The organism is Hoyosella sp. YIM 151337, assembly GCF_026041215.1.
In the GTDB taxonomy this organism is placed as follows: Bacteria; Actinomycetota; Actinomycetes; order Mycobacteriales; family Mycobacteriaceae; genus Hoyosella.
In genome coordinates, this window is record NZ_JAPEIQ010000033.1 from 162,717 (window position 1) to 181,298 (window position 18,582).

At 62.8% G+C, this 18,582-nt stretch carries 16 protein-coding genes and 1 tRNA gene; 13 read left to right on the forward strand and 4 right to left on the reverse strand.

The annotated features are described in order from the left end of the window. Positions 1 to 8 precede the first annotated feature (8 nt). From ONR57_RS17785 to ONR57_RS17795, 3 genes are all read left to right on the forward strand, one after another. On the forward strand, positions 9 to 1,040 hold the full coding sequence (locus ONR57_RS17785) for an ABC transporter substrate-binding protein (RefSeq protein ID WP_265124858.1): 1,032 nt from the start codon (positions 9 to 11) through the stop codon (positions 1,038 to 1,040). Positions 1,041 to 1,473: 433 nt separating this feature from the next. Next, positions 1,474 to 2,859 (forward strand): NAD(P)/FAD-dependent oxidoreductase, encoded by a 1,386-nt coding sequence (locus tag ONR57_RS17790; RefSeq protein ID WP_265124859.1) that lies wholly within the window; start codon positions 1,474 to 1,476, stop codon positions 2,857 to 2,859. A gap of 41 nt (positions 2,860 to 2,900) precedes the next feature. Next, a complete protein-coding gene (locus tag ONR57_RS17795; protein WP_265124860.1) occupies positions 2,901 to 3,929 on the forward strand; it encodes a dipeptidase in 1,029 nt (342 codons plus the stop codon). Between the two features lie 132 nt (positions 3,930 to 4,061). On the opposite strand, the gene ONR57_RS17800 is transcribed toward ONR57_RS17795, so the two are convergent. The 3 genes from ONR57_RS17800 to ONR57_RS17810 form a co-directional block, all read right to left on the reverse strand. Further along, a tRNA-Arg gene (locus ONR57_RS17800) sits at positions 4,062 to 4,137 on the reverse strand. Between the two features lie 92 nt (positions 4,138 to 4,229). Further along, on the reverse strand, positions 4,230 to 4,901 hold the full coding sequence (locus tag ONR57_RS17805) for a DUF305 domain-containing protein (RefSeq protein ID WP_265124861.1): 672 nt from the start codon (positions 4,899 to 4,901) through the stop codon (positions 4,230 to 4,232). Then, positions 4,901 to 5,800: a DUF3105 domain-containing protein gene (locus tag ONR57_RS17810; protein WP_265124862.1), complete on the reverse strand. Its 900-nt coding sequence runs from the start codon at positions 5,798 to 5,800 to the stop codon at positions 4,901 to 4,903. Before ONR57_RS17810 ends, ONR57_RS17805 begins: the two co-directional genes overlap by 1 nt. Before the next feature lie 217 nt (positions 5,801 to 6,017). Here ONR57_RS17810 and argS point away from each other — a divergent pair, with 217 nt between their 5' ends. From argS to prfA, 8 genes are all read left to right on the forward strand, one after another. Beyond that, the gene (gene argS, locus ONR57_RS17815) at positions 6,018 to 7,670 is read left to right on the forward strand and encodes an arginine--tRNA ligase (RefSeq protein WP_265124863.1); all 1,653 of its coding nucleotides are present in this window, start codon (positions 6,018 to 6,020) and stop codon (positions 7,668 to 7,670) included. Then, positions 7,667 to 9,085 carry a diaminopimelate decarboxylase gene (lysA, locus tag ONR57_RS17820; RefSeq protein WP_265124864.1) on the forward strand — a complete coding sequence of 473 codons (1,419 nt, stop codon included), beginning with the start codon at positions 7,667 to 7,669 and terminating at the stop codon, positions 9,083 to 9,085. Before argS ends, lysA begins: the two co-directional genes overlap by 4 nt. Continuing rightward, positions 9,082 to 10,413 (forward strand): homoserine dehydrogenase, encoded by a 1,332-nt coding sequence (locus ONR57_RS17825; protein WP_265124865.1) that lies wholly within the window; start codon positions 9,082 to 9,084, stop codon positions 10,411 to 10,413. The genes lysA and ONR57_RS17825 overlap by 4 nt, the downstream gene beginning before the upstream one ends. Beyond that, positions 10,410 to 11,510, forward strand: a complete 1,101-nt coding sequence (gene thrC, locus ONR57_RS17830) for a threonine synthase (RefSeq protein ID WP_265124866.1) — start codon at positions 10,410 to 10,412, stop codon at positions 11,508 to 11,510. The genes ONR57_RS17825 and thrC overlap by 4 nt, the downstream gene beginning before the upstream one ends. An 8-nt stretch (positions 11,511 to 11,518) precedes the next feature. Next, the gene (thrB, locus tag ONR57_RS17835; RefSeq protein WP_265124867.1) at positions 11,519 to 12,484 is read left to right on the forward strand and encodes a homoserine kinase; all 966 of its coding nucleotides are present in this window, start codon (positions 11,519 to 11,521) and stop codon (positions 12,482 to 12,484) included. A gap of 382 nt (positions 12,485 to 12,866) precedes the next feature. Beyond that, positions 12,867 to 14,840, forward strand: coding sequence for a transcription termination factor Rho (gene rho / locus ONR57_RS17840; protein WP_265124899.1), 1,974 nt, complete (start codon positions 12,867 to 12,869; stop codon positions 14,838 to 14,840). A 142-nt stretch (positions 14,841 to 14,982) separates the two neighbouring features. Then, complete coding sequence (gene rpmE, locus ONR57_RS17845; RefSeq protein WP_265124868.1) at positions 14,983 to 15,213, forward strand: 50S ribosomal protein L31; 231 nt, start codon at positions 14,983 to 14,985, stop codon at positions 15,211 to 15,213. 81 nt (positions 15,214 to 15,294) lie between these two features. Then, entirely contained in the window at positions 15,295 to 16,365 is a 1,071-nt protein-coding gene (gene prfA, locus ONR57_RS17850) for a peptide chain release factor 1 (RefSeq protein ID WP_265124869.1), read from the forward strand. A gap of 3 nt (positions 16,366 to 16,368) precedes the next feature. Here the strand turns inward: prfA and ONR57_RS17855 are convergent, their stop codons facing one another. Continuing rightward, positions 16,369 to 16,842: a hypothetical protein gene (locus ONR57_RS17855; RefSeq protein ID WP_265124870.1), complete on the reverse strand. Its 474-nt coding sequence runs from the start codon at positions 16,840 to 16,842 to the stop codon at positions 16,369 to 16,371. Between the two features lie 106 nt (positions 16,843 to 16,948). On the opposite strand from ONR57_RS17855, the gene prmC reads away from it, so the two are divergent. Further along, complete coding sequence (prmC, locus tag ONR57_RS17860; protein WP_265124871.1) at positions 16,949 to 17,818, forward strand: peptide chain release factor N(5)-glutamine methyltransferase; 870 nt, start codon at positions 16,949 to 16,951, stop codon at positions 17,816 to 17,818. An 88-nt stretch (positions 17,819 to 17,906) separates the two neighbouring features. After that, positions 17,907 to 18,569, forward strand: coding sequence for an L-threonylcarbamoyladenylate synthase (locus ONR57_RS17865; protein ID WP_265124872.1), 663 nt, complete (start codon positions 17,907 to 17,909; stop codon positions 18,567 to 18,569). The last annotated feature ends 13 nt before the right edge of the window (positions 18,570 to 18,582 follow it).

Genomic DNA, 18,582 nt, shown 5'->3' on the forward strand with positions numbered 1-18,582 from the left:
TAGAGCGCATGACCGGTCTTCGCCTGCATGCCCGTCTGCGCGTCGCTGCTGCCGCAGTCACGCTGTTGCCGCTCGCCGCCGGGTGCACGATCGGTGACGTAAGCCATCTCACCGAGGAAACGGAAGCGCCTGGCCAGTACCCAGTGACGGTCGAGAGTTGTGGGGAAGAGGTGACCGTTCGGGAGGCTCCGAGCCGCGTGGTGGTGAATGATCCCGCGATCTTCGAGTTGCTTATCGAACTTGATCTTGGCGATCACATCGCCGGCTACGCAGGGGCTGGGGCGAAGCGGAACATTCCCGCCGAATACGCGGAGCAATACGCAACGATCCCCGAGCTTAACGAAGCCGATTTCACCCTCGACGACATCGTTGAAGCACAGGCCGACTTTGTGATCGCGGGATGGCTCCAGGGGTTCAACGAGCAAACGGGCCCAACTCCCGGGGAATTACGTGCCGAGGGCATATCGAGCTACGTGCTCTCTGAGACATGTCGCCGGGTGCTCGACAATCTGCCGCCAGCGTCGGTTGACGAGTATTTCACTGACGTTCGCAACATCGCGGCGCTATTCGGTGCAGATGAGCGTGCTAGCGAATTGATCGGCGAGTGGCAGGCCGGAATTCTCGCTGTCCAGGAATGCGTCAGCGAAAGCCAGCGGCCGCCGGCCCGCGTCGTGACTATCGGCGGGGGCGATAGCGAAGTCGCTGATACGGCACCAGGGCTTACGTTTGCGAGTTTTCTCGACCGGCTTGCGGGAGGTGAGAACATCTTCAGTGAGGTTCCGAGGCTGTGGGGAGCGATGTCGTGGACAGCCATCGCAGACCAGAACCCAGAGTTGATCATCATCGCAGACAACGCGACTGGACCGTCACCGGAGGAGACTCTGGGGCTCGCGCGGTCCCGCCCAGAACTCGCGAATGTCGACGCCGTCATCAATGATCGGTTCCTCGTGCTGCGCCGCAGCGAAGTGTACGCGGGCCCGATGCTCGTGGACGGTGTGCAGGCACGAGCGGCTGCGATGCATCCCGACAACTGCCAGTAAACGATAGGTTCCGCCGACGGTTGAGGCGCTCGCCATCCGGATTTCCCGATTCTGCCGGTCCAGCCGGGTCTGCATAGGCCATGCTGAGTCCTCTCACGTCGAATCCTTTAGTGAGATGGACGTGACGGGCTGGGCGGCGGTTCCGTGTGTGTGCCTATTTCTGGGCCAAACACTGTTGTGGAGAGTGCGCGTCAGAAAGCGCGGGTGCTCAGAGAGGGTGCCTGGCGGCGGGAGCGGCGTCTAGGGTGTTCCTCCCACTGGAGCAGTGGTTTCTGTCTCAGCTTCCGGCGCTGCGTGACTGAGGTTGCACTCATGGTGGGGATATTGCCTCCAGGTGTTCTATGTGTAACTATCTGTCTCACTTATTCCGGTCGGCGCTGACCCGAAGCGAGTGCTGCTTCTCTGGGCTGCGCCCTTCACCTTGGAGGAGCTGATGGCAGTTCCTGAGTCGAAGTTCGATGTCGTAGTCGTCGGTGCGCGATGTGCCGGAGCGACTTTGAGTACCCTGCTCGCTCGACGCGGTCTTCGGGTGTGCGTGCTCGATAAGGCGACCTTCCCCAGCGAAACGCTGTCAACCTGCGCCTTTCAGTCCAACGGCGTGGAGGTTCTCCGAAGAATCGGCGTGTTAGACGAGATTCTCGCCGCCGGTGCGCACGTGGTGCGGCGGGCTACGATCACCAGTACGCACGAGAAGTTCACAGTGGACATCGATCCAGCCGTATACGGCCAGGTGTTGGGCATGCGCAGGACGACTATGGATGCCATCCTCATCGACTATGCCGCACGCTCCGGTGTTGAGGTCCGCACGAAGTGCCCCGTGGAAGGTGTGATCGTCGAAAGCGGCCGCGTGCGCGGGGTGACCACGCGTTTCGGGGACATTAGAGCCGACGTCGTGATCGGCGCGGATGGCCGATCGTCGACCGTCGCGCGGTCGGTTGGGGCCAGGGAATACTGCGCCCACCGTGCCGGGCGGATGCCGACGTGGTCGTTCTACGAGGGCGTCGATCCCAAGCATGGCTTCTTCTTTGGGGCGGTCGGCGGAATGAATGTGGGGTCCACCGCGTTTCTCGGGCTGCCACTGGACGGCCAGTTCATTGTCACGGTCGCCCCGCCAGCCGAGGACGCTCGCGACTACCTCTCCGATCGATACACACAGTTCGATGCGCGGCTGCAGTCTTTTCCCGAGTTGGCTGCTGCAGTTGACGGGGCGACGCGGGTCGGGCCGATCCGGGTATTGCAGAAGTGGCACAGCTATTTCCGCGAATCAGCCGGACCCGGATGGGCGCTGGTCGGGGATGCGGGCCACTTCAAGGACTATTCCCTCGGTCAGGGGCAATCCGACGCCTTCCGGCAGGCCGAACACCTCGCGGACCGGCTGATCGACGGTCTGGAATCCGACGGCAACCTCGATATCGAGCTATCTCGCTGGTGGAGGTGGCGAGATAGGGATGCGTGGCAGATGTATTGGGCCAACACGTTACTCGGCGAGCCCCATCTACCCGATGCCCTCGCTGATGGCTTGTTCGGACTAGCCGCGCGAGACGACGCTCTGGCCATGGACTTCGCCCACATCTTCAACAAAAAGGTCACCCCGTTGCGAGCGGCGGCAACCCCGGCCCGCGTCGCTCGGGTAGCTCCAGGCGTCGCACGCTCTCTTGCCGGGCTCCGTCCTCGCGAGTTGCCCCGAAACACTCGTGCCACCGCGGAGTTCATTGGGTTCTCCGCGAAGCTGCTGGCCCAACACCCGCAGTCCCCGTGGGGGCTGCGCTATCCACGATCGGCTCACACTGCTCAGGAGACCGCAAACGCCACGTCTTAGTGTCAATGGTTACCCGCGTGGAGCGAAGGAGACGCCGACACATGACGAAGAGGTCCTGGTCACCCTCACCCGATCTGCGGCACCGGGCCCACCAGCTGGTACACCACAACCTGACGATCGACATTCACACACACCCGCAAGCGATCATGCCGTCGCTCGTGCGGCGAGCCGCCGAGCGAATCGCTGGTTTCCCACGTGATCCGCTTGCCAACCTGGCTGCGGCTGGTGTCGATCTCGTTGTCCTTACTGCGGTCGGAGACGCGCTGGGAACCGCCTGGAGACTAGGACGGCCCTGGCAGGCGGTGTGTGCACAGCTCGACTCGGCCAGAAGTGAGGCGGAAGCCGCAGGCGTCGCGGTGAACACCAGCGCAGAGCTGCCGCAGGCCTCGAACTCCGCACAAGTCATCCTCGGTGTGGAAGGTGCTGACTTCCTTGGAGAGCATCTCGACCGGCTTGAGGTGCTCCGACAGCGGGGTGTCCGTGTGCTGGGCCTGATGCATTTTGCCGACAACCGCGTTGGGTCGATCGGCAGTACGCTCACCGGACGCGCGAGGCGCCCGAGAAGCAAGTCGACTGGGCTGACACGCTATGGGCGCGAGGTACTGCAGGAACTCAACAGACTGTCGATAGTGCCAGATCTCGCCCACGCCGACCTCGACACCACGATCGCCGCCTGCGAAACATCGACGTCACCGGTGATCAGCTCGCACACGGCGGCTGCGGGAGTCCGTGCCTTTCCCCGCTACATCTCCGACGCAGAGATTGAAGCGATTGCCTGGACTGGCGGCGTCATTGGGCTCTGGCCCGCATCGATGCGCGGCCATGCGATGGCTGATCTCGACGATTTCGCGCGGCACGCATGTCACATCGCCGAGTTGGTTGGTGTTGAGCATCTCGCCATCGGTACCGACAAGAATGGTGTGCCCGACTACGCCGACGGGTATTGCGCCTCAACGGATTTTGTCAATCTCGCTGCGGCACTGTTGAGGGCGGGCTTCACCGACGGTGATGTCGCCGCGATTCTCGGTGGCAACGCCTATCGCGTCCTCGCTCACGGCGATGGGGCGTAACACTCGGCAACGGCCGCCGCGGAGGCGCGATCCGCTGGAGAATGAAGGGAGAAGGCCGCACGGCGGCAACGCCCTTTGATGTGATGTATCCGGGGGTTCGCGCCCACTAGACACGTGCGATTGATCGTTTGATGGTGCCCTCGGCAGGATTCGAACCTGCGACACCTGCCTCCGGAGGGCAGTGCTCTATCCCCTGAGCTACGAGGGCCTGCAGCAGGCCGTGACGTGATCACGGCGGCTGCAAGCGTAGCGCATTCTGCGCCGAAATGCTGAATCGCCTGATGGTGGCGTGTTCGACACCTAATTCATGGGCAGCGGCTCGGCGTTGCGCTCGTTCAGCATGTCGGTGATGAGCGCGATTTCCTTATTTTGGCCTTCCAGCATCGAGCGCGAAATGTTGCGCACGACGCCTTCGTCGCCGTGATCGATGGCGTACTCCATCATGGGAATTCCGCCTTCGTGGTGGCGCAGCATGAGCTGCAAGAACAGCACGTCGCGCTCGGATCCGCTCGCTGCGCGCAACTCAGCCATCTCCGCTGACGATGCCATACCGGGCATCACGCCACCATCAGCGGTGTGATCCATATGGTCCATGTGGGCATGGTCGTCCATCCATGCCATGTGGCCGTTAAGCGGAAGGAGCGGTTCTTCCCACATCTGCAGCCATCCGCTCATCTGGCCAACCTGGTTCTCCTGGGCCGTCAGGATGTCGAACGCAAGATTGCGGACCGCGGCATCCTCCGTCGTTGTCAATACGGCAGCAGACATCTCAATTGCCTGGTTGTGGTGAACCGTCATGTCCTGCAGGAACCCCACATCGACTGAGCTCGCGCGTGACGCCGCTCCGTCGTCCCGGCCAATAGAGCGATCGAAGACCACGCCGAGGGCGAAACCAATGACGACGAGGACGGCGCCTGCCAGGAGAGCCATGACGCGTCCACGCCCCGGGCTATCGCTCGTCCCGGCACGCATTACTGATCACCTTCCTCGGGCGCGGGTGGTTCACCCTCGGTTTCGTCCGGGAGCTCCGGGAAGACTTCGCCGTTGAGTTCTGAGAGGACGTCTTCCATCGTGTCGGCGTCTTGCGGTGCTCCCGAGCCGTCCATCTGGACGGCGTCCGGTCCTGGTGGCTCCGGGTCGAATAACAATGGACTCTCTGGGTCGAAGCTGCCCGGAATAGTCGCGCAGCTCGCGCCGACCTCTGGACTGGTGTAGGGGTTCAGCCGCAATGCGCCGATGAAGTGCGTGATGCGTTCGTCGTCGGCGCTGTCCAGCTGCAACTGGCGCCCCCACGCTTGCAAAGAGATCGGCGTCTCCTGGCCAGGGTAGGGCGACATGAAGAGATAACTCTGGCCCTGCACCCGGCTGCGGAGCTGATCGATGTCGGCCTCGCTCGCGAGTTCGGGCTCGTACGTGATCCACACCGCTCCGTGTTCGAGAGAGTGCACGGCGTTCTCAACGCGGATCGCATCTTCGTAGACGATGCCGTTGCATGTCGCCCAGGCGGCATCGTGAGGTCCACCGAGCGGCGGTGTGTGGTCGTAAGCCACGCGCTGGTCAGGGTTGATATGGACGTTGCTGAGCCCATCGACAGCGATGATGCCCTCGATGTTCTGCGAGGGATCGGGTTCCTCGGCAGTGGGGGCCCAGCGTTCTGCTTCGACAGTGTCCTGGTACCGCGGCCACAGGTTGATGGCGATAATGACGATGAGTGCGATCACGCTCAGTACCGCACCGAGCGTCAGCCACGGAATGTTCATTCCGCCGCGAGCGAGCTTCGAGCGCGATGACGCGCCCCCCGCTCCCTTTCGGGCGGCTTTGATCGCCTTTGCGGACTTCGCCGCGTCCTTGTTGCTACCGCCGCTTGCCATCCTCTGTTCTTTCCCTCACTGCCGTGTTGCCGATCAAACGTGCTGGCGCGGTTTCTGGCCGCGTTGGTATGGCGTGTCGATCGTGCCACGCCGAGGCCGTTGGCTGCCCAGATAGGGGCGCCACCACTCTACGTTTCGTTCGCCGGACATGCGACGACCGGTACCTGGGGATGGCGCATTTAACAGTTGCCTGGGCGGGACCATAGGATAGTGCCCTGTGACTCCCGCTGATCTCGCCGAGCTGATTCGCGAAACTACCGCCCGCGTCATTTCTGAGCGCGGGCTTGACGTGCAGGTGCTTCCTGAACGGCTGACTGTCGAGCGTCCGCGAAATCCTGAGCATGGCGATTATGCGACGAACGTGGCGATGCAGGTCGCGAAGCGTATCGGTACAGCACCACGTGATCTGGCCGGATGGATCGCCGAAGAACTGATGACGTCCCCGGCCATAGCCGCTGCGGAGGTCGCGGGCCCCGGCTTCCTCAACCTGCGGCTGGCAGCTGACGCGCAAGGCAAGATCGTCGAAACCGTCCTGCAGGCTGGGAGCACGTACGGTCACGGCAATGAATACGGTGGGCGTGAGGTCAATCTGGAGTTCGTTTCGGCGAATCCGACCGGACCAATTCACCTCGGTGGCACCAGGTGGGCCGCAGCGGGTGATTCGCTGGGTCGGCTGCTCGAGGCGCAGGGCGCGAAGGTCACTCGCGAGTATTACTTCAACGATCACGGTGCTCAGATCGATCGGTTTGCCCGGTCACTCGAAGCAGCGGCCGCTGGTGCGCCGACGCCTGAGGACGGGTATGCGGGTGAGTACATCGTCGAGATCGCGGGCGCGATTGTCGCCGAGCGCCCGGACGTAATGACGCTTTCCGCGGACGAGCGGTTCGAAGTGTTTCGTTCGCTCGGTGTGAGCAGAATGTTCGCGCATATTAAGCGGACACTGCACGAGTTCGGAACTGACTTCGACGTCTATTTCCACGAGAACTCGCTTTTCGAGTCGGGGGCAGTGGAAAGCGCAGTCAACGACCTCAAAGCGAACGGCAACCTTTACGAGAGCGACGGTGCCTGGTGGCTCCGCAGCTCCAGCTACGGCGATGACAAGGACCGTGTGGTTATCAAGTCCGATGGCAATGCCGCCTACATCGCGGGTGACATAGCGTATCTGCGCGACAAACACGAACGCGGCTTCAACCTCTGTATTTATATGCTCGGCGCGGACCATCACGGGTATATCGCCCGGCTGAAGGCAGCGGCTGGCGCACTGGGGTATGACCCGGATTCCGTTGAAGTCCTGATCGGTCAGCTGGTCAACCTCGTGCGGGACGGCAAACCGGTGCGTATGAGCAAGCGCGCGGGAACTGTCATCACCCTCGACGACCTGGTTGAGGCGATTGGCGTCGATGCGGCGCGCTACGTATTGACCCGTTCGTCCTTCGACAACAGCCTCGATATCGACCTCGAACTGTGGGCGAGCGCGAGCAACGAGAACCCGGTGTACTACGTGCAGTATGCGCACGCGCGACTGTGCTCGATCGCGCGCAACGCCGCAGAGCTTGGTGTCACGGCCGCTGCATCAAGCCTTGAGTTGCTCACGCATGACCGTGAAGGTGACCTCATCCGTACGCTCGGTGAGTTTCCGGCCATCGTGAAGACGGCGGCGGCGCTGCGTGAGCCGCATCGCGTGGCACGTTACCTGGAGGAACTCGCAGGTGCGTATCACCGTTTCTACGACAAGTGCCGCGTTTTGCCTCAGGGGGATGAGCAGGCCGCGGACATCCACAGCGCGCGTCTCGCTTTGTGCGAGGCGACGCGTCAAGTTCTATCCAATGGCCTGGCACTGCTGGGCGTGTCTGCACCGGAGCGAATGTGAGCGCGCACCCTGCTGGACCGAAGCACGCCGAGTTCGCGCACGCGCCGGGCATCTCCGAGCGGCCGTCAGATCCGGCAGAACTGGCGGAGCTTCCGGCGATCGTCTGGCCGCGTAACGCGGACCGCGAAGAGACGGGCGTCGTCTCCGTTGCCGGTGTTCCTGTGACTGAACTGGCAGCTCGGTATGGGACACCGCTATTCGTCGTCGATGAGGACGACTTCCGTGCGCGCTGCCGCGAGATGGCCAGCGCTTTTGGCGCGCCGGAACGCGTTCACTATGCATCCAAGGCATTTCTGAGCAGCCACATCGCACGATGGGTTGCGGAGGAGGGTCTATCACTGGACGTCGCGTCTGGGGGCGAGCTCGCGGTAGCACTGCACGGCGGCTTCCCGGCCGAGCGTGTTGCGTTGCACGGCAACAACAAATCCGCGGCGGAACTCGACTTCGCTGTCCGTTCCGGTGTCGCCCACGTCGTGCTCGATTCACTCATCGAGATCGAACGGCTCGACCGTATCGCGGGTGAGCATGGTGTCGTACAGGACGTGTTCATCAGGATCACCGTTGGTGTCGAGGCGCATACGCACGAGTTCATCGCTACAGCGCACGAGGACCAGAAGTTTGGGTTCTCGCTCGCAGACGGTGCCGCTCTCAACGCTGTGCATAAGGTGTTCGCCGCCGACAATCTTCGGCTTGTTGGTTTGCACAGTCATATCGGATCTCAGATCTTCGATGTCGATGGGTTCGAATTAGCCGCCCATCGGGTTATCGGGTTGCTGCGCGACGTTGTCGCCGAATACGGCGTCGCGAAGACGCAGCAGATCGGCACGATCGACCTCGGCGGCGGACTCGGCATCGCGTATCTCCCGAGCGACGACCCGCCACCGGTACACGAATTGGCCGCTAAGCTCCTCGCGATCGTCAAATCGGAAAGCGAACGTGCGGGACTCGCCGTACCCGTGCTCACTGTAGAGCCCGGCCGTGCCATTGCGGGCCCGGGCACGATCACGGTGTATGAGGTTGGCACCATTAAGGACGTGAAGCTCGGCGCTCACGCCCAGCGGCGGTATATCAGTGTCGACGGGGGGATGAGCGACAACATCCGTACATCGCTGTACGGAGCGGAATACGATGTACGTTTGGTGTCGCGACGCAGTGATGCGGCCCCGGTGGTGGCACGTATCGTGGGTAAGCATTGTGAAACGGGAGATATTGTCATTCGTGATACGTGGATGCCTGAGGACGTGAGGCCTGGGGATCTGCTTGCTGTCGCAGCGACGGGCGCGTATTGCTATTCGATGTCGAGCCGCTACAACATGCTCGGACGCCCAGCGGTGGTGTCAGTGCGCGACGGACAGTCTCGGCTTTTGTTGCGTCGGGAGACAGTGGATGATCTGCTCAGCTTGGAGGTCAAATGAGTAGCGAACAGGCCAGCGGCATGGTGCCCGAGCGGACGCTGGGTATCGCCGTTCTTGGCCTCGGTAATGTCGGCAGTGAAGTCGTGCGCTTGTTGACGGCGCATGCCGACGAACTGCAGGCGCGGGTGGGTGCGCGCCTGGAAATCAAAGGCATAGCGGTGCGGGACGTGCGGGCAGATCGGGGCGTCCCGGCCAACCTGCTCACCGATGATGCGGCGGCGCTGGTGTCTCGCGACGATGTCGACATCGTTGTTGAGGTTGTGGGAGGCATCGAGCCTGTTCGTACGTTGATCCTCAATGCGCTCAATAGTGGCAAGTCGGTGGTGACGGCGAATAAGGCGTTGCTCGCGGACTACACCGGTGAGCTCGCTGCGGTTGCGGACGCCGCTGATCTTGACCTGTATTTCGAGGCTGCGGTAGCGGGGGCAATTCCGGTTGTTCGGCCACTGATGCAGTCACTTGCCGGTGACCGGGTCAAGCGCGTGGTAGGCATCGTCAACGGCACCACGAACTACATCCTTTCTGCAATGGGCGAGACGGGCGCGGACTACGCCGAAATGCTCGAGGAGGCTCGGCGCCTGGGGTACGCGGAGGCGGATCCGACAGCCGATGTCGAAGGATTCGATGCTGCCGCCAAGGCGGCCATTCTCGCGTCGATCGCGTTCCATACCCGCGTGACGGCATCTGACGTTTACCGCGAAGGCATCTCGAGCATCTCGTCTGATGATCTCGCTTCCGCCGCCGACCTCGATTGCGCAATCAAGCTGCTGGCGATCTGTGAGCGCGTGACGGATGATACTGGGCGCGAGCGTGTTTCGGCGCGCGTGTACCCAGCTCTGATACCGAACTCGCATCCGCTCGCCACGGTGAACGGAGCGTTCAACGCGGTCGTTGTCGAGGCTGAAGCAGCGGGCCGGCTGATGTTCTATGGGCAGGGCGCCGGTGGTGCACCAACTGCATCCGCGGTGCTCGGTGACCTGGTCAGTGCGGCACGTAACAAGGTTCACGGCGGCAAAGGCCCCGACGAGTCCACGTATGCCAAGTTGCCGATCATGTCGATCGGTGACACGCCCACGCGATACTACGTTCGTATGGAGATCGTCGACCGGACCGGTGTGCTTGCTGCTGTCGCACAAGAATTCGCCAACCACGGTGTGAGCATCTCGACAGTCAGGCAGTCTGGCTTGAAGAATGCAGCGACACTAGTCGTGGTGACACATCGCGCGCCCGACGACGCACTGTCTAAGACAGTGGATGCGCTCAAGAGCAGAGACTTCGTTAACACAGTGACCAGCGTGATCCGATTGGAAGGTACCGCGGAGGAATGACCGGATCGACAACGACGCCCCGCCAGAACCCTGTGCATCGCGCGTGGCCTGGGCTGATCGAAGCTTACCGGGAGCGCCTCGCGGTGGGGGCGGACTGGACTCCAGTCACACTGCAAGAGGGTGCGACTCCGCTTATTCCAGCCGGACACATTTCTGAACTCACTGGGTGCGAGGTCTATCTGAAAGTCGAGGGCCTCAACCCCACAGGTTCGTTCAAGGACCGCGGTATGACGATGGCAGTGACAGACGCTGTCGCGCGCGGGCAGCGAGCGGTGTTGTGTGCGTCCACTGGAAACACCTCCGCATCTGCCGCCGCGTATGCCGCCAAGGCAGGAATCACCTGCGCTGTGCTGATCCCAGCTGGCAAGATCGCGATGGGAAAACTTGCGCAGTCGGTGATCTACGGCGCAAAGATCATCCAGGTTGACGGCAATTTCGATGACTGTCTTGAACTCGCGCGTAAAGCGACGTCAGAGTTTCCTGAGATTGCACTCGTCAACTCAGTCAATCCTGCACGCATCGAGGGGCAGAAGACCGCTGCGTTCGAAGTGTGTGATGTTCTGGGCCGCGCGCCCGATGTGCATGCTCTCCCAGTCGGAAACGCTGGCAACATCACGGCCTACTGGCGCGGTTATTCGGAGTACTTCTCCGACGGCGTCACCGCTGCCCGTCCCCGGATGCTCGGTGTGCAGGCTGCCGGCGCGGCGCCGCTCGTCAAGGGCGAACCCGTGAAGAACCCCGAAACTATCGCCACGGCGATCAGGATCGGGGCGCCAGCGTCGTGGGATGGTGCGATGACTGCCCGCAATGAGTCCGGCGGACAGTTTCGTGCCGCGACCGATGATGAACTGCTCGCTGCGTACCGGTTATTGGCTTCCAGGGAAGGCGTTTTCGTCGAACCCGCTTCTGCCGCGAGTGTGGCGGGCGTCCTCGCGGCACGCGAGGAAGGATGGATCGAAGCTGGTTCGACCGTCGTGTGCACCGTCACCGGTAACGGGCTGAAGGATCCTGACACCGCCCTGCGCGGCATCCCTGAGGTGGAAGCGATTCCGGTCGATCCTGTATCCGTCGCACGCGCTCTCGGCTTGGCAGAATGACTCACCTCATGTCTCAGGAAGAGAGGTCGACTGTTCTCCCATCTGGGCTAACGGCGACTGCTGAGGTGCCCGCGTCGAGCGCAAACCTCGGACCTGGATTTGATTCACTCGGTATCGCGCTCGGGATGAACGACACGATCGCGGTTTCCACCGCCCCGGCTGGGCTTGAAATCACCGTCGACGGGGCAGGTGCAGGTGAAGTCCCGCTCGACGAGACGCATCTCGTAGTACGTGCGCTGTACCGGGGGCTCGGCGCTGCGGGTGTCGCCGCTGCCGGTTTGCGGGTTACCTGCAAAAACACGATCCCGCACTCGCGCGGCCTCGGCTCATCGGCGTCAGCGGTGGTCGGGGGTCTGGTCGCGGCCAATGGGCTGGTCTCGCAATTCGCGCCGGACCGTATCTTGAACGACGACCAACTCGTCCAGCTTGCGTCAGAGTTCGAGGGGCACCCCGACAACGCGTCAGCTAGTGTCCTCGGGGGCGCCGTCGTGTCCTGGACGCACGCAGCAGACGATTCCAGTCCGATTGCCGGGTGCTCGGCTGAATGCTCCTACTACGCGACGAGACTCGAGGTTCATCCGGATATTCGCGCGATCGCGCTGGTGCCGGAAACACGGTCGTCGACTTCGCAAACTCGTGGTCTTTTGCCTACCCATGTCACCCATCGCGACGCGGTATTCAATGTGAGCCGCGCAGCCCTCGCGGTCGTCGCACTGACTGAGCGTCCAGAGCTTCTGCTCGCGGCGACAGAAGACAGGCTGCACCAGGCACAGCGCGCGCCGGCGATTCCGCTTACCGCTCGCTGGGTATCAATTCTGCGCGGTGCCGGCATCGCCGCGACGGTGTCTGGGGCCGGCCCTGCTGTTCTTGCGCTGACGGTGCGGGACATACCAGCGGCGCTTACGCGGCGCGCTGAATCTGAAGGGCTATCGGTGCACGAACTCAGCGTCGCAGATGGGGCACGACTCGTCTGAATTGTGAGAGAGGTTTCGGCCCGCGTGTCAAACCTGATATTCTTGGCAGCAGAACCAGCCACAATTACGCTGTTTCACTGTCCGCACGTTGTGCTCCTCGCATCAAGACTCTCGCTTTGAGCTGTGGGTAATGAGGATGTTTAGGACTGTCTAGTGAGATTCACTTCGCTGGGTGCACGGACGGCGCTCGATCAAGTCAACCAAAAAGGCACCTCCCGATGCTTGAGCATGAGGCGGACCATAAAACCTACGGGAAAGCGCACACATGGTAGACGTGCGGCAACTCGGGGCCCGGATAAGAAACTGGGCAACGGGACAAACCCCCAATTCAGCGAATCGCGAATCGGGGAAGGAAAGGATCTCCGTGACGGAAACGGATGTGATGACGAGTCCAAACGCTGAGGCTGCCGTTGCTGCTGCCACGAAACGAGCGCAAGCCCGCAAAAATGCCGGTCTCGCTGGGATGGTGCTCGCAGAATTGCGCGCGCTAGCCGGAAACCTTGGCATCCGCGGCACGTCGGGAATGCGAAAAGGCGAACTGATCGCCGCAATTCAGGAACGCCAGCGTGCGGCAAGTTCGGAGACTGCGGAACAAGCGCCCAAGAGCGCAGAGCAGCAACCCGCAGCGCAGAGCGAGGAGTCGGGTGCTGCGGAGTCGGCGCCTGCTCGTGGACGCCGTCGTGCGACACGTGCAGTGCAGCCCACTGAAGCCGCGGCGTCAGTGAGCGATGCGAGTGCACCTGACGTGCAGGAAGCCGCTCCAGCCGAGGCGAAGCCCGAAGCCGACGAGCAGGAAGGCGCCCCGCGGCGCCGACAGCGCCGCAGCCCCGGCCGGAAGGGTGCGGACGCGGCAGAGGTACGCGAACGGGAGGCGGCCTCTGCCGCGAAGCCCGAGGACGGAGCCTCGGAGAACGGGCGCGCTCCCGTGCGTGAGGACGCGCCAGTGCGTAAGGACGCCAGGGAAGCCGCTGAACCGCGCGAGCGTGGCGACGATCGCCGTCGGCCCCAGGAGGCCGACCAGCAGCGAACCGACCAGGATCAGCGCCCGGGCGGGGATGGACAGCGGTCCAGTACGCGTGAGCAGGCAGATGATGACGAGTCGGGCCGTGGCCGGCGCGGACGGCGATTCCGCGAGCGGCGCCGCGGCCGGGACCGTGGCGCTGCGGGCCCCGCTAGCGATGGCACCGACACTGACGTTCGCGAAGACGACGTCCTGCAGCCGGTGGCAGGAATCCTCGACGTTCTCGACAACTATGCGTTTGTCCGCACGTCCGGCTACTTGGCAGGACCGAACGACGTTTATGTGTCGATGAACATGGTGCGCAAGAACGGGTTGCGCCGGGGCGATGCGATCACTGGCGCAGTTCGGGTGCCGAAAGAGGGTGAACAGCCGAATCAGCGACAGAAGTTCAACCCGCTGGTGCGTCTGGACTCGATAAACGGGATGCCGCCGGAGCAGGCGCGCAAGCGTCCCGAGTTCGGTAAGCTCACGCCGCTCTACCCGAATGAGCGGCTTCGTCTCGAGACGACGCCTAACGTCCTCACGACACGTGTGATCGACCTGATCATGCCGATCGGTAAGGGACAGCGTGCACTTATCGTCAGCCCGCCTAAGGCCGGCAAGACGACGATTCTGCAGGATGTCGCCAACGCGATCGCGCAGAACAACCCTGAGTGTTACTTGATGGTTGTTCTCGTTGACGAACGGCCCGAAGAGGTCACCGACATGCAGCGCTCGGTCCGCGGTGAAGTTATTTCATCGACATTCGACCGTCCGCCGTCAGACCACACATCGGTGGCCGAACTGGCGATCGAGCGAGCGAAGCGCCTGGTAGAGATCGGAAAGGACGTTGTCGTCCTGCTTGACTCGATCACCAGGCTCGGACGTGCGTACAACAACTCTTCACCGGCCTCAGGCCGTATCCTCTCCGGTGGTGTTGACTCGACGGCCCTGTACCCGCCAAAGCGGTTCTTGGGTGCTGCGCGCAACATCGAAGAGGGTGGCTCCCTGACGATCATCGCCACCGCGATGGTCGAAACCGGATCGCAAGGTGACACGGTTATCTTCGAGGAGTTCAAGGGCACCGGCAACGCCGAACTCAAGCTTGATCGGCGTATCGCCGAACGTCGGGTCTTCCCGGCCGTCGACGTCATTCCATCCGGTACCAGGCGCGATGACCTGCTGCTCAATCCCGACGAGTTCGGGGTGGTTCACAAACTGCGGCGCGTGCTCTCCGGACTGGATTCGCACCAGGCCATCGATCTGCTTATCGATCGGCTTAAGAAGTCGAAGAACAACCTCGAGTTCCTGATGCAGGTCGCAAAGACCGCGCCGGGGGCAATGGGCGAGGACTGATGAGACGCGGGGCCGGGAATACTCGGCCCCGTCTCCAGGTTCGGTAAAGCATGCCGCATCTGGCATACTTGAGCGGCTACCCAGGTACCGGTTCACGTTCGCTGTCCGGCGAGCGACCCGGCGACCAGCAAAGGAAGAGGAAATGAAGAAGGACATCCACCCCGACTACGTCGCCACGACGGTCGTATGCGGCTGTGGCAACACGTTCGAGACGCGCAGTTCCGCAGCAAGCGGGCGTATCAGCGTCGAGGTTTGCTCACAGTGCCACCCGTTCTACACCGGTAAGCAGAAGATTCTGGACACCGGTGGCCGCGTCGCGCGCTTCGAGGCGCGTTACGGGAAGCGCGAGCGCAAGGGCGCTGCAGCGAAGTAGTGAGAGAGTGAACGCCCGTTCTGTACACCTTGTGCAGGCCGGGCGTTTTTCTTATCGGGAAAGCTGAGGGAGAAGGCGAACATGGAAGGTCCGTCCGCGATTGACGACCTGCTTGCGGAGTACGCGGGCTTGGAGCAGCAGCTTGCAGACCCGGATCTGCATGCCGATCCAGCAGCCGCGCGGAAGGCGGGCAAACGATTCGCGCAGCTCTCCCCAATCATGGCGACGTACCGCAAACTCGAGGCAACTCGCGATGACCTGGTGGTGGCGAAAGAACTCGCCGCTGACGACGCATCATTTGCGACCGATGCGGCGGCCCTTGAAGCCCAGGTCGACGAGTTACAGCGCTCCCTGACCGACCTGCTTGCTCCCCGCGACCCGCACGACAGCGACGACGTCCTCCTCGAAGTGAAGTCGGGTGAGGGTGGCGACGAATCCGCGCTGTTCGCGGCGGACCTCGCTCGCATGTATGTCCGGTACGCCGAACGGCAAGGCTGGAAGGTGGAGATTCTCGACTCCGTCATCTCTGACCTCGGCGGCTACAAGGATGCGACGCTTTCGATCAAGTCTCGCGGTGACGGTCCGGATGGCGTGTGGTCGCGACTCAAGTTCGAAGGGGGAGTGCACCGGGTTCAGCGTGTTCCCGTCACTGAATCGCAGGGCCGCATACACACCTCGGCTGCGGGTGTGTATGTCGTCCCAGAGTCAGAGGAAGCCGAGGAAGTGCAGATCGACGAAAACGATCTGCGGATCGATGTCTTCCGGTCATCAGGCAAGGGCGGACAGGGCGTTAACACGACCGACTCTGCGGTCCGGATTACTCATCTGCCGTCAGGTATCGTCGTGACCTGCCAAAACGAGCGCTCGCAGCTGCAGAATAAGGCCCGCGCAATGCAGGTACTCGCAGCGCGCTTGCAGGCAATCGCGGAAGACGCGGCGGAAGCTGAGGCTGCAGCGGGCCGCAAGAGCCAGGTCCGCACTGTCGACCGGTCGGAACGCATCAGGACGTACAACTTCCCGGAGAACCGGATCACAGATCACCGCATTGGCTTTAAGGCCCACAACCTCGATGCGGTGCTCGGCGGCGAGCTAGACGCAATGCTCGACGCGCTTGCCGACGCTGATCGGCACGCGCGCCTGCAGGCGGAGTAAGCCTCAATCGTCGCCGTTCGCGCTCTCGCCTGGCACCTGGTCAGTCGTGATACCAGGGAGCAAGAGGCACATTTCCCCCTCCGCGTTCTCATAGAGACCATATAAGGCTGAGACGACGGTTCCGGCCCCAGTGTCCGCGAGCACCAGCGGCCGGACAAAGTCCTCCTCCAGTGTGGTGGGAACGAGGTCTTCGGTCCCGAACGCGATGTTGCCGGTTTCGAGCTCACTGAGGTTGAGCCACGAGACCATCGCGCCAGGACCGCCCGCCTCATTGATCACGTAAGCGACCACTTCGGGCGGAAGGTTATTGTCCGGGGCCTGGACGTAGCTGTGCGGTGCGGCCACACCCGCGGAGCAGAAGACCGGAGTCGGCGGCGTGTCGAAAGGCTTTGCGGCGGCAGCCGCGGGCATGGCTAGCGCGACGGCGCCTGCGGCTGCGAGCGCCAGTGTGGGCTTTTGGAAAATCTTGCGGTTCACGGCATTCCTCCCAAGGTCAGGCAAAAACAGGCTAACTGACTTCTTGGGCTTGCGGTCGGGGTCGAGAGATCCGTTATAGACCCGAGTTACGTGCGAACCTGAGAGGGTGACGAGACAGTCTTTGCGCGCAGCGCTGCGTACCGCTACCGAATACTTGGCCGACTCCGGCGTACCCAGTCCTGCGGCAGACGCGGAACTCCTCGCGGCGCACGTGCTCAATACAACCCGGACCCGACTCGGCCTGACGCCGTTCCTTTCCGAGGAGCAGTCGGTACAGTTCAGCGCGTTCGTCGCACGCCGCGCGAAACGTGAACCCCTGCAGTACATCACTGGTATCGCCTCGATGGGGGAAATAGACGTTGCCGTGGGACCGGGCGTGTTCATTCCGCGTCCTGAAACCGAACTGCTGCTGGGGTGGGTGCTGTCCTACATGCAAGCCCACGGCCTTCACACTCCGCGCGTGGTCGACCTGTGCAGCGGCAGTGGAGCGCTCGCGTTCGCGATCGCCCACGCACGCCCAGATGCTGAGGTCCATGCCGTTGAGCGAAACCCGGCTGCGCTGAAGTGGCTCGAGCACAATCATGTCCGCCGTGTGCGCGCGGGTGATCCGGCGGTGGCGATCCACGCGGCGGATGTAACGGAGCCACAACTGCTGCAAGACCTCTCAGGGACGGTAGACGTCATAGTGGCAAATCCGCCGTACGTTCCGCTGGCGGCACCGGTCACCGCCGAGGTTGCTGAATTTGAACCGGCTGATGCGGTGTTCTCTGGGGTGGACGGGCTTGGTGTGATCCGGCCGATGGTCAGCGTGATAGCCAGGTTACTTCGCCAATCGGGCGCCGCAGCGATAGAACATGATGATTCCAACGGCGCAGAAGTGTGTGGCCTCCTGGCCGCCTCCGGTTCCTTCACCGACGTAACCCAGCATGCCGATCTGGCTGAAAAACCACGCTACGTAACAGCGGTCCGTGCGTGACGCATGCGGGATTCCACAGACGGGGCGTCTCGTGCGCTAGCGGCGGGGCGTGTGCGCAGCGGCCGGACAAGAATGACAGTATGGCAGCGTGAGCACTGTATACGACTGTACTCGCAGTGATTCGCGAGAGACCGGCATCGCAGCCGCCGTTCAGGCGGTGCGGGCCGGCCGGCTGGCGGTGCTGCCTACCGATACCGTGTATGGCATCGGCTGTGACGCCTTCGATTCGCACGCAGTTTCAGCGCTGCTGTCCGCGAAGGGGCGGGGCCGCGAGATGCCCGTCCCGGTCCTGGTGGGGTCGTGGACGACTATTGATGGCCTGATGCTCTCGGTGCCTGTCCAGACCCGGGCACTGGTGGAAGCCTTCTGGCCGGGCGGGCTGAGTCTGGTCGTCGAGCACGCGCCGTCACTGTCCTGGAATCTTGGGTATACGCGCGGCACAGTGATGCTTCGCATGCCGCTGCATCCAGTTGCGCTCGAGGTGCTTCGGGAGGTCGGGCCTATGGGGGTGTCGAGCGCGAACAAGTCGGGCCAGCCGCCGGCCACCACTGTGACTCAGGCCGAGGAACAGCTCGGAGATGAGGTCGCGGTGTACCTGGACGGTGGGGAGAGTGAGCACGGTGTCGCATCTACGATTGTGGATCTCACCGGGTCCGCGCCCCGTATCCTCCGGGAGGGTGCCGTAGCAGTGGCAGCCGTTGCCGAGGTCCTCGAAATGGACCCGGCTGACCTGGCCAGGCCCGAGGCGTAATCCGGCGATGAGG

Coding starts and splice junctions, on each gene's coding strand:
- ONR57_RS17785 (WP_265124858.1), top strand. CDS start 9: ATGACCGGTCTTCGCCTGCATGCCCGTCTGCGCGTCGCTGCTGCCGCA.
- ONR57_RS17790 (WP_265124859.1), top strand. CDS start 1,474: ATGGCAGTTCCTGAGTCGAAGTTCGATGTCGTAGTCGTCGGTGCGCGA.
- ONR57_RS17795 (WP_265124860.1), top strand. CDS start 2,901: ATGACGAAGAGGTCCTGGTCACCCTCACCCGATCTGCGGCACCGGGCC.
- ONR57_RS17805 (WP_265124861.1), bottom strand. CDS start 4,901: ATGCGTGCCGGGACGAGCGATAGCCCGGGGCGTGGACGCGTCATGGCT.
- ONR57_RS17810 (WP_265124862.1), bottom strand. CDS start 5,800: ATGGCAAGCGGCGGTAGCAACAAGGACGCGGCGAAGTCCGCAAAGGCG.
- ONR57_RS17825 (WP_265124865.1), top strand. CDS start 9,082: ATGAGTAGCGAACAGGCCAGCGGCATGGTGCCCGAGCGGACGCTGGGT.
- thrC (WP_265124866.1), top strand. CDS start 10,410: ATGACCGGATCGACAACGACGCCCCGCCAGAACCCTGTGCATCGCGCG.
- thrB (WP_265124867.1), top strand. CDS start 11,519: ATGTCTCAGGAAGAGAGGTCGACTGTTCTCCCATCTGGGCTAACGGCG.
- rho (WP_265124899.1), top strand. CDS start 12,867: ATGACGAGTCCAAACGCTGAGGCTGCCGTTGCTGCTGCCACGAAACGA.
- rpmE (WP_265124868.1), top strand. CDS start 14,983: ATGAAGAAGGACATCCACCCCGACTACGTCGCCACGACGGTCGTATGC.
- prfA (WP_265124869.1), top strand. CDS start 15,295: ATGGAAGGTCCGTCCGCGATTGACGACCTGCTTGCGGAGTACGCGGGC.